Origin of the sequence: Domibacillus antri (genome assembly GCF_001936625.1) — a bacterium.
GTDB classification, from domain to species: Bacteria; Bacillota; Bacilli; order Bacillales; family Domibacillaceae; genus Domibacillus; species Domibacillus antri.
The window spans coordinates 1-9,569 of the sequence record NZ_MSDU01000056.1 but is presented as its reverse complement, the minus strand read 5'-3'; the positions used below and the strand labels follow the sequence as shown (position 1 = coordinate 9,569).

Genomic DNA, 9,569 nt, shown 5'->3' with positions numbered 1-9,569 from the left:
TATGTGACCTTATGGTCGCACCTGCAAATGTCCGGTTGCCCCAACTGGTGAGATCATAGGACTGATTGTAGAAAATCTTGTTTCGACACGATGATGTGCTGCAAGGAGATTCCACGGTACTCCGTATTTTTCCTGTGCTTCCTTATAAACTGGAATAAAGACTGCTGGAATCTCATTTTCTCCTATTGCAGATATATCACCGCCCCAAAAACCTAATCCTGCGCCGCTTTCTGCTGTTTCTTCCTCTTTAACGCTTGATACTACTACAACCAAAATCCCAACAGCTAATACTACAACTACAAGAAGGACCGCAATCGCAGCTAAAATGTAGGGAAGCCCAACAGCACCCGCTTTTGTTGCTGCTGCTTTTTTTAAGGCTTTCTTCGCCGCATATTTTCCGGCTTTTTTTGCCGCTGTTCCGGCTGCCTGTTTTAATGCGCTGCTTCCTTCTTGCTCATATGGATGATTAGTTTGGGACATTCACTCTCACATCCTCTACTTTCCATTCTCCATCTATAAACTTCAAACTGACTAAATACCAATCTTCTGTTTCAGAAGTTTTTCCATCTACTGATTTTGCTATACCTCTTACCATGACATTCCACCGGACAACATTTTCACTGGTATTAGATACCTGGGTTACGTCCGTAGTTTCAGCTGTTAAATAAGCTCGTTCTAAGGTTTCTCTCCGTAATGCTTTTTTCTGTTTTTCATATAACGCATCTGCCATATAAGGCTTTGCGTTTTCTAAGTAGCTGGTAGGGTTGTCTGAATCGTAGTTGTGGAAGGCTTTCGAAAACTCAACTGCGGTTTCTTGGCTGTCCTTCAATTCTTTCTCTGAAAAATGTTCTTTCTGGTCGTATGGATTTTCTTCTTCATTTTCAGTAGTTGCAACTGGATCTTCTTGATCCGATCCAGCTGCCTGTTCAATTTCATTTTTTTCTTCCTTTTTTTCTCCCTTGTTCATAGCACTTCCTCACCCCATATAGCAATGGATTGCTCGAAGGGCAAATTAATCGGTTAAAGACTATTAAGCGCATGACTTATGGAAGAGCTGGTTTAGAAATATTAGAGAAAAGAGTTCTCTACAGATTGTGAAATTATTTAAAAATAATTTGTGTGCCTATTGACCTTACCTTACAAATCAATTCACCAGAATTGCGTAAGAACCAAAATTAACTCGGCATTGACAAATGCACTACTGACTCTTTTTGCCCTTTAGTTTGATTGATTGCGCTCTTGAAAATTATACCAATTATTCATCCCTCTTTTTTAGTTCTGCTGTCCAATTTGACTTCGTCAATGTCTTCTATAATAGATGAATAATATTGTTTAGTAGAGAAACGTTTATAGTCTCCGATCACGTAAAATTCTTCTTTGGCACGGGTAACAGCTACATTTAGTAAATTCGGCTTTGAACATGACCAATTAGCTGCACCATCGCTATTTTCATCTGTTCCGGTTACCAAATATACAACATCTGCTTCTTTTCCTTGAAATGTGTGGACAGTTCCTACAGATTTTTTCAGCCAATTATTGATTTCTTTTTTCGAAACCTGCATTTCCTTGAACCTGCTTCGTATGACCTCCTTAACGCCCTCCTTTACTGAGGTAAAAGGAGAAATGATATATACATTCGGTGGGCCCTCCGCTTTTTCCCACAGCTCAACAATATGCTCAGCCACCAGTTCACCCTGCTCCTTTACAAATTGGCGATTTGTTGCTATGCCTTTACAGTCGAACCATGTACTCTTCCCTGAACTCTTTTTGGCCAATACCATTTTATTGTCATAGGCTATTTTATTCGCAATGGTAAACATGGGATTTAAGCATCGTCTATGAACCCATAACGGCGTTCCAATCCATTGACCATTGGTGGCGAGCATACCATATGGATTTGCTTGATCTGCTAATGTTTGAACAGATGTACCCGGATCAATATATCGATTATCAAGATTTAAGTACGCTCTTACATCTTCTAGTATGGTTTGATCAATTGTTACAACAGGTTCAATTTGAATAGGGTCACCTACTACTATTGCTTTTTTTGATCTCCATAAAGCACCTGCTGCTTGCTGTGGACTTGCTTGACCTGCCTCGTCTATAAACAAGTAATCAATAAAGTCCTTTTCTATACCACGGTACATAGCGTTAAAGCTCGCAAATGTTGTACTCACTACAGGGGTAATCAAATGGATTATCTGCCACATATTCTTTAAGTACAATCTATGTTTACTGTCATTAAGGTTTAAGCTTTTACGATTATTTAATAAACGAATAGTAGATTTAATTGCTCTAAAATTGAAGATCAGCAATAATTTATGCAGCTTCATCGCTTTTAAAAATAAAACTCCTCTCTCAAAATTCAATTCATCTGTAAGCCAAATTGTTTTTAACTGGCGATGCTCATACGCCTCTTGTGAGTCGGACCAGTATCCCTCTTCAGGCAATACCAACCCCTGCTTCTCATAATAATCACGCTGTTTTGTGTAGCCAGTTAAATTTTTTCTTAAAACTTGGATATTTCTATTTTTCTCTTCTATTTGGTTTTTTTCCTGATAAAGTTTACTTCCTTTTTCTTTTAAGTTTAAGAGAATAGTATTTAATTCTTCTTGCAACATGGTTTTTTGCTTATTTTTATTGCCGATTAACTTTTGAAAAAAAGATGGTTTAGGTAAAGTTTGAATTTGTTGTTCAGTGAGTTGCTTTTGTTGTTCTAGATGTTCAATTTCATTTTCTGTATTTGATCGTTTTTCTTTAAGTTTGCGTATCTGTTCCTTGAGTCCTTCTAATTGGGAATTCGAAACTTGTGCAACCTTAAACTGCTCAGCAAATTGCTGTAGCTGACTTTTTTTTAGTTGAATTGATTTGTATACCTCTTGAAACTCTTTTACAGCTTTTTGCCAATCTTCTAGTTTAACTTGTTTGCTGTCTTTTTCCAATTGGGCAAGAAAACTATATTCATTATCTTTGGCCCCCTGCAGCTTCCAACCAAAAGAAGAAATATTATCTGATTTACCAAGAGCTCCTGAAAAGAGGCCCCACGCATTGGTGTCATTGCCTAGAAGATCTCCAGCTACAGATGGGTACATAGATAGCTCTTTAGCCTCTTTAGCATATAGCTCCTCATAATTTTTAAATTTACTTTTCTCATCTGAACGTATAATTTGATCTTCTTGAGGAAACTCTTTAGAAATATTTTCAACTGCACCATTATTGCTTGAAGCAACAACCATTGAAAATTTACTCAAATTAGAGTTTATTAAAAAAATAGGATAGTGGTGACCGTCTAATTTAAGAGTTCCTTCTTTTTGAAAGGCATCGGTTGGATCCTTAAATTCCAATATTTCCTTTGCTCTTTGAACTACTAGATCAGCAAAAACATCCTTTAATAATGTAGTTTTCCCTGTCCCGGGTGGGCCATTTACAGAACTGATTTTTTGATCATTATTTAGAATCTGATTCACAGCTACTTGCTGCATTAAGGATAAACGATGTTCAACTGGTGAAGGCCAGCGGCCATCAGGCATATACTTTGGCTGTAAAATCTCCTCAATATACTCAGGAGTATGATTCAAATCAATACGTGCATCTATGTCTACCCCTTCAATAAAACAACGGATTGTTTCATTTTCTCCTTTAGAGATTATTTGTTGTAGATCATTAAGATAGAAGCTGTTAAAATTTTTGGAAGTAAACTCCTTATCATTCTTTTTAACTTCTGTCTCCAAATAGTTCAGTGAGTCAGTATCAATTTGCTCAAAATATCGCTGGTATACTTGCTGGATCTTATGTAAAGACTTCTCTGTCACTCCATTGATAAATGTGGTCCGTGCTTGTTCCTCAAACATTTGTAGCTGACTTTGAAAACGGTTCATAAGATCTCTATATTGCATATTTTGGTTCTCACTCATCACTTTCATCACATACATAAGAAACGGAACGAACATGGAATCTTCTACATAGTTCCCTTCACTATCGACCGTAAAGGAAAAACTAAATAAAGTTGTCTTGTCATGATTAAAAATCTCTTCCTTATTTTTAAAAATGTCACGCATACGGCTGACAAGTTTATACTGCTCAAAACATGCTAAATAGTAATGGTAGTGAACTTTATAGTTATTTCTATCCTTCAATTGATTCTTCCATGGGGATTCATCGAAATCGACCAAACGTGTTCTAACCCTTTTTTCATTATCTTCAAAATAATTACCTTCGATTGTTTCATCTTTATGAGGCACTTCACTAGGCACTAGTGATTCTATTAAATGCCACGCCTTCAGTACCGTTGTTACTTTTGTTATTCCCATCCTCTTGTCCCCATCTTGAACGAAGATAATTTTATGTTTTTCGTTTCAGGTTGTATCATTGAAATTCCTCCTATTCGCAATTTCCACTATTTGTCGAACTCAATCCCTTAAAACCTGTTATGTATATCAAAGTCTCAGCAATTTTACTTTAAATAATTAGGTCTAATTTCATTATATTGTTAGGTAAAAAGAATTGATATGACATTATTTGTCGTCTTTTGTCGATAAAAAGAGGAGACAGAAATCGCAGCTTTACAACTTAAACTCGCTGAAAATTAATAAAACGATCAAGGCTACACAATACAGCTCCATAATAATTATTAAGAATAATTAAGTCTTTTTAAGCAAAATGTTATTACTGTCGTCAATTTAGAGGAAGTCAAAACCATGAATAAACAACCAGGGAAAGAAATTGCCGCTTCACCAGTAATGGCTAATGTAACTTTCAATGAAGTACCCGTTTATATTCTACATGTGGAAGAAAGCGATGAAACTGCTAGAATTTATCCTCTTGATGAGCCGCACAAAGAACAAATTGTTTCTTTAGCTTCTTTAAGGGAACATTGATTATTTAAGTATTTTGACAACGGTATTTTATCATGCTCTGGCCAATCATAATTCATAAAACAAAAAGCCGTACCAGCGTAAAAACTGATGCGGCTTTTCCTTATTGATCCCGTTTCAACAGCTGCTCCTTTATTGCTATGGCTTTCTCTTTAATACTCTCGGTTTCCTCTTTAACCTTTTCGATTAATAACCCTCAACGTCTTTTGCTTCTTCTCTTCCCAAGTTGTAACATAACCGGCATCTTTCAACGTATCCAGATGACCTTTACTGTTGAGATAAACTTTAATTCTACTCCTGCTCCAATTTCTCCTATCGAAGGCGGATAACTTCTTTCCCTAATATAATTATTTATATAATGAAGCATTTTTCCCTGTAATTACGTGTGGTCAAACCATCTAGTTCAACGCTCTAAGTCCTGAGATTCGCAAATGATGTAATAAGGATAAACAATCCAAGTTCTTGGACTAACCGAATGACTGGGTTCCTCCTGAAAAAGAACGGATTGTTTTATTTGTGAAAGCCACACATTAAAACGATGCTTGAATATGCTGGGTAATAGAAATAATACTCGAACTTGGAAAGAGGTATAATATGATTCAAATATCAGGGATGCCCTTTCAACAAAGTGACATGTGGTCGTCTGGCAGTATTGAAAGTGTGATCATTCAACAGATGAATAAAGATACATCGGTTTATTCGTATCAATCCGTAGGTGAATTGTCGTTTGAGATTAAGTTACGAAAAAATATCATATTAAGTGCAAGAGCCATGAATCAAAGCAATGTGCGGTTTGAAGTGTTTTCAAAATCCCGTTGTAATCCTCAATACTGGCATTTGACGCGTACTGGCGGATTCCTGCTGCGGCATGGTGTAAAACCATCAGACGCAATTCAAGATATCTACATGAACAGTTCACAATATGCTTTTGAATGTGCAACAGCAAAGGTCATTATCTATTACCATGCGGTCCTAATCCTTATGGGCGAATCCTTATTTAATCAATTATTTCAAAACATTTATTTATACAGCTGGCATGCTGATCCTGACCTCGGAATAGAACCAACTTATACAGGCCATTTTTTGCCTGGAGATGTCGTATATTTTAACAATCCGGACTTCAATCCGCAAACCCCTCAGTGGAGAGGAGAAAATGCCGTTGTCCTAGGAGATGGTACGTATTTTGGACACGGGTTAGGAATAAAGACAGCTGAACAAATGATTCATGCTCTGAATCAAAGGAGAAGGCCGGGGACAAATCAATCAGCCTATCTGACAAATGTAGTGACAAGACCATCTTTTAAACATTTGGCGAAACTTTCAATGTCGCAACCAAGTTATTCGATATATAAATATCAACATCTCGGCGTCCACCATAATAAAAATTCGATTCCATTTGATCAATATGTGTTCTATTTGTAATCGGCAAACGCCGTATTCAAAACTGGAAGGTTCAAGCTCATTTCTTCGCAAGTGTAAAAACTGTGTGCCGACGGATTCACCCGCGCCACGCTTATGTAATTGTGGTGGCGAAAAGTCGATGAGCGGCGGCAGGCTATCCATGAAACGATTGATCACATCCGTGGCGGAACGGTAAAGACTTAATCTTCCGCGCCTATAGCCTGATGCACGGTGGCACTTACTTGCAACGAGGTGGGCATGTCGGCGTGCATAAAGGGCTCCAATGAGGGAACTTATAAAAACAGATGGCGAGAAATACTTATGACTCGCTGCAGCCGGCTTCCGTTTATGATACATACCCGTTTGCCGCTGTATTTGCCGACGCGTTTATATGCACACTGACAAACAGTTCAGCTCCGGCATTATTCGCAGCACGGCATCGCTGGTTTAAGTCGGCGTTTTTGGGAGGATTCATCGCATTTTTGCCGTTTCGCGTCTTAATTACTTTAATCGATGCTGGCAGTCTTTTTCCCACTTCATTCACCATTTCAAGTGCATGAATATATCCCTGACCAAAACCGACTGCGCCCGGATCCGGCAGGCCATGTCCTGCTTCTAACACAGCAATAGCCATTCTTCATCATCTCCCTTACTTTGCAATGCGATTATTTTTTCTTTGTTCAGTCCGCGCCAACTTTGACTCGATCTCTTCTTTCGCCCACTCTGTCAATCGGTTGAGTATCCAGTCCGGAAACCACTCGCCCCATCCAGCACGAAGCGCATTAGCGGTCATCGATTGGATGATGTGATAAAGCGTCCCGAATGACAGCAGCCCGAATACAATACCAGGGACCAGGGGCGCCAATGATCATGTCGACAAGGTGTCCTCCTGCCGGTAAAAGCAAAATAAAAAAAGGACGGAAAATGCCCCCAATCCTGTACTTGCTTGCGTATGTTATGTCTTTTTTACTTGCACGAACTCCGCTGATCCTGTCCATCACAACAAAGAAAAAGAGAGCGGTCATCGTGTATTAAAGGAACTCATCCTCATAACCCATATATTCTAATAAAGAGCGATGTAAAGCCTCAAACATTTTGGAACGCTTTCTTTAAACCTTACCATACCATACAGAAATTTCAATTTTCCTATGGTCACCTTCAAAAAACTTCCGAATTTTTTCATCAGACGAATTTTCTGGATTTGTCATTATTAAGCCACCTCATAATTCGTTTGGTGACTAAATTCGACACAAAGAGAAATTCACTTTTTTCTTGAAACGCATTATGTTCCTTAGATCGAAAATATCCATAAACGCTGATAAATCAACATTTATAGAGGTTTATAGATAAGAGTATTTAATCATGCATCGTAAAAAAGGCGAGCTGAGCTTTGCTCGCCTTTCAAACTTTAATGCCGAGGAGCAAAAAGCATAATCCCGACACCGATCAAACATATTAAAGCCCCAATCCAATCAAACAAATCAGGCGTCTTTTTATCTATCCCCCATCCCCATAAGACTGAAAGAATAATAAAAACGCCGCCGTACGCAGCATACACTCGGCCGAATGAAGGGAATGTCTGAAGCGTAGCAATCACTCCGTAAAGCGCAAGTGCGACTGCTCCTGCCATTCCCCAGACAGCCGGCTTTCCTTCCCTTAGCCAAAGCCAAATCAGGTAACCTCCCCCGATTTCAGCTAATCCCGCCAGCAAAAACAAAAAAATGATCTGCATCATTTGTTTTTCTTCCGCATTTCCTCAATCATTTTCTCTTCCTCAATGAATTCTTTTATTTTGATGCTAATCAACCTCCGTGAATGGTGTGGAAATATTATCTGACAAACACTTATATTTAACAATACACATTAATACATACTAAGAAGCATTATGCTCCGAAAGTATATTAAACTGCTTTCGGGGTTGCTAAAATTGAATCGGCTTCTGTTTGTGTAATATAGCCTTTAGCCACAGTGTTTTGAACATACATCTTGTCTTTCTCCATAATCCACATGTTTAAAATAATCGGATATAATCTACTCAATATCAGGGCATCTTTTTTGATCTAAATGACTTCTTGTGGTGTTTTGTGGGTGCGGGGTTTTCCTCGCCCTTTTTTATGTGTTTTACTCACAATTTTAAACAAAGAAAAAACCTTAAAGCCATACGGCTCAAGGGGTTGTCCATCTTAGTACATTGACATGTATTGCTCGCCCTCCCAAGGGTGAACTTGTGTGCGGAAAATGTATGAGTTGAAAATAACATAAATAACGCGAAATAAACGTTGATATAACAGGCTTTTAATTACCTTTGATAAATAAAGATAAATTAATATGTCCGGGCTCGTGGTAAGTTCGTGGTAACTTTACCACATCGTTTGTGGTAAAAAATTTATAAAATGGATCTGCGTACGGAACACATACTGCCAAAAATTCTTACTCATTCTCGCTCTCAAAACTCCTCTATATCAACAGATAGTCAAATTCCTTCTTTATTATAAAGAATCTTACGACCAAAAACTTTGGTCATTGCTTGGACAAAATTTTGGTCATCACTCATAAAAGCCTTCAAAACGTGTTCTTCCATAAAGATGTATAAATATCATAACGGTTGAGCTAAAATCTTAGCCGATCTTACCTTTAAAAAGGCTCTATATCAAGCTTTTTAAAAAACGACTCCTAAAAACAAATAAAAAACACCCACATTAGGGCGGGGAAATGGCGAGGAATTCCTCGCCATTTTTATTTTTGCATTCCTTCTATAGATATGAGCATTCTTAATGTCCTCGGCTTCCCTTCTTCCCAAGTCAAGTACCCTTTCTTTTTCAGTAAGTCCAAGTGACCTTTTACCGTAGAAGATGAAGCTAAATTTAAACGTTCACATATATCACGAATTGCAGGAGGATAATTTTTTTCTTCTATTTAAGATTAGGCTCTGCCAGGGTGCAGACATTGTACCCTTTGATGCTTCAGAGTTATTGGAGTTCAGAGTAGACAAATACAGTACGGTCACGTACCGGCAAAATCATTATTCAGTGCCGGAAGGTCATGTGGGAAAATGGGTAAAGTTGAAGGCAAGTGCAGAAACCATTCGGATTTTCAGTGAACATGAATGTTTGGCGACCCATCGCCGCTGTTGGCAAACTCACCAATGGGTTATGGATATTTACCATTATGTTCATACTTTTAAAAAGAAAAAAGGCGCCCTGGCTCAAAGTGAATGTTTAAGCCAGGCACCGACCCAATTACAAAAAATCTATCAGGATCAGTATATCGGAAATGAACGAGATTTTCAAAAAC

General features: G+C 38.1%; 10 protein-coding genes and 2 pseudogenes. 3 read left to right on the top strand and 9 right to left on the bottom strand.

The window, feature by feature from the left end:
* Positions 1-12 precede the first annotated feature (12 nt).
* The 3 genes and pseudogenes from BTO30_RS17140 to BTO30_RS15680 form a co-directional block, all read right to left on the bottom strand.
* Positions 13-174: pseudogene (locus tag BTO30_RS17140) on the bottom strand (bifunctional lytic transglycosylase/C40 family peptidase); the annotation flags it as partial.
* A gap of 292 nt (positions 175-466) precedes the next feature.
* Positions 467-967: a hypothetical protein gene (locus tag BTO30_RS15685; RefSeq protein WP_075399634.1), complete on the bottom strand. Its 501-nt coding sequence runs from the start codon at positions 965-967 to the stop codon at positions 467-469.
* A 292-nt stretch (positions 968-1,259) separates the two neighbouring features.
* Positions 1,260-4,310 carry a DEAD/DEAH box helicase gene (locus BTO30_RS15680; RefSeq protein ID WP_075399633.1) on the bottom strand — a complete coding sequence of 1,017 codons (3,051 nt, stop codon included), beginning with the start codon at positions 4,308-4,310 and terminating at the stop codon, positions 1,260-1,262.
* 387 nt (positions 4,311-4,697) lie between these two features.
* On the opposite strand from BTO30_RS15680, the gene BTO30_RS15675 reads away from it, so the two are divergent.
* Entirely contained in the window at positions 4,698-4,877 is a 180-nt protein-coding gene (locus tag BTO30_RS15675; RefSeq protein ID WP_075399632.1) for an H-type small acid-soluble spore protein, read from the top strand.
* A 244-nt stretch (positions 4,878-5,121) separates the two neighbouring features.
* Here the strand turns inward: BTO30_RS15675 and BTO30_RS18075 are convergent, their stop codons facing one another.
* Entirely contained in the window at positions 5,122-5,241 is a 120-nt protein-coding gene (locus BTO30_RS18075) for a hypothetical protein (protein WP_143331992.1), read from the bottom strand.
* 227 nt (positions 5,242-5,468) lie between these two features.
* On the opposite strand from BTO30_RS18075, the gene BTO30_RS15665 reads away from it, so the two are divergent.
* The gene (locus BTO30_RS15665) at positions 5,469-6,296 is read left to right on the top strand and encodes a protein-glutamine gamma-glutamyltransferase (RefSeq protein WP_075399631.1); all 828 of its coding nucleotides are present in this window, start codon (positions 5,469-5,471) and stop codon (positions 6,294-6,296) included.
* 325 nt (positions 6,297-6,621) lie between these two features.
* On the opposite strand, the gene BTO30_RS15660 is transcribed toward BTO30_RS15665, so the two are convergent.
* The 5 genes from BTO30_RS15660 to BTO30_RS15645 all read right to left on the bottom strand — a co-directional run bounded on the left by BTO30_RS15660 (position 6,622) and on the right by BTO30_RS15645 (position 9,155).
* Positions 6,622-6,909 carry an N-acetylmuramoyl-L-alanine amidase gene (locus BTO30_RS15660; RefSeq protein WP_075399630.1) on the bottom strand — a complete coding sequence of 96 codons (288 nt, stop codon included), beginning with the start codon at positions 6,907-6,909 and terminating at the stop codon, positions 6,622-6,624.
* Positions 6,910-6,924: 15 nt separating this feature from the next.
* A complete protein-coding gene (locus BTO30_RS17775; protein ID WP_245796532.1) occupies positions 6,925-7,140 on the bottom strand; it encodes a hypothetical protein in 216 nt (71 codons plus the stop codon).
* Positions 7,058-7,273 carry a phage holin family protein gene (locus BTO30_RS17770; RefSeq protein ID WP_245796530.1) on the bottom strand — a complete coding sequence of 72 codons (216 nt, stop codon included), beginning with the start codon at positions 7,271-7,273 and terminating at the stop codon, positions 7,058-7,060. Before BTO30_RS17770 ends, BTO30_RS17775 begins: the two co-directional genes overlap by 83 nt.
* Positions 7,274-7,683: 410 nt before the next feature.
* Positions 7,684-8,010, bottom strand: coding sequence for a YnfA family protein (locus BTO30_RS15650; RefSeq protein WP_075399628.1), 327 nt, complete (start codon positions 8,008-8,010; stop codon positions 7,684-7,686).
* A gap of 1,001 nt (positions 8,011-9,011) precedes the next feature.
* Positions 9,012-9,155, bottom strand: a complete 144-nt coding sequence (locus BTO30_RS15645; RefSeq protein ID WP_245796528.1) for a LexA family protein — start codon at positions 9,153-9,155, stop codon at positions 9,012-9,014.
* 56 nt (positions 9,156-9,211) lie between these two features.
* Here BTO30_RS15645 and BTO30_RS17520 point away from each other — a divergent pair.
* A pseudogene (locus tag BTO30_RS17520) lies at positions 9,212-9,569 on the top strand (Mu transposase domain-containing protein); the annotation flags it as partial.

Excerpts from the sequence above, each read along its gene's own strand:
- BTO30_RS15685 (WP_075399634.1), bottom strand. The coding sequence starts at position 967 with ATGAACAAGGGAGAAAAAAAGGAAGAAAAAAATGAAATTGAACAGGCA.
- BTO30_RS15680 (WP_075399633.1), bottom strand. The coding sequence starts at position 4,310 with ATGGGAATAACAAAAGTAACAACGGTACTGAAGGCGTGGCATTTAATA.
- BTO30_RS15675 (WP_075399632.1), top strand. The coding sequence starts at position 4,698 with ATGAATAAACAACCAGGGAAAGAAATTGCCGCTTCACCAGTAATGGCT.
- BTO30_RS18075 (WP_143331992.1), bottom strand. The coding sequence starts at position 5,241 with ATGCTTCATTATATAAATAATTATATTAGGGAAAGAAGTTATCCGCCT.
- BTO30_RS15665 (WP_075399631.1), top strand. The coding sequence starts at position 5,469 with ATGATTCAAATATCAGGGATGCCCTTTCAACAAAGTGACATGTGGTCG.
- BTO30_RS15660 (WP_075399630.1), bottom strand. The coding sequence starts at position 6,909 with ATGGCTATTGCTGTGTTAGAAGCAGGACATGGCCTGCCGGATCCGGGC.
- BTO30_RS17770 (WP_245796530.1), bottom strand. The coding sequence starts at position 7,273 with ATGGACAGGATCAGCGGAGTTCGTGCAAGTAAAAAAGACATAACATAC.
- BTO30_RS15650 (WP_075399628.1), bottom strand. The coding sequence starts at position 8,010 with ATGATGCAGATCATTTTTTTGTTTTTGCTGGCGGGATTAGCTGAAATC.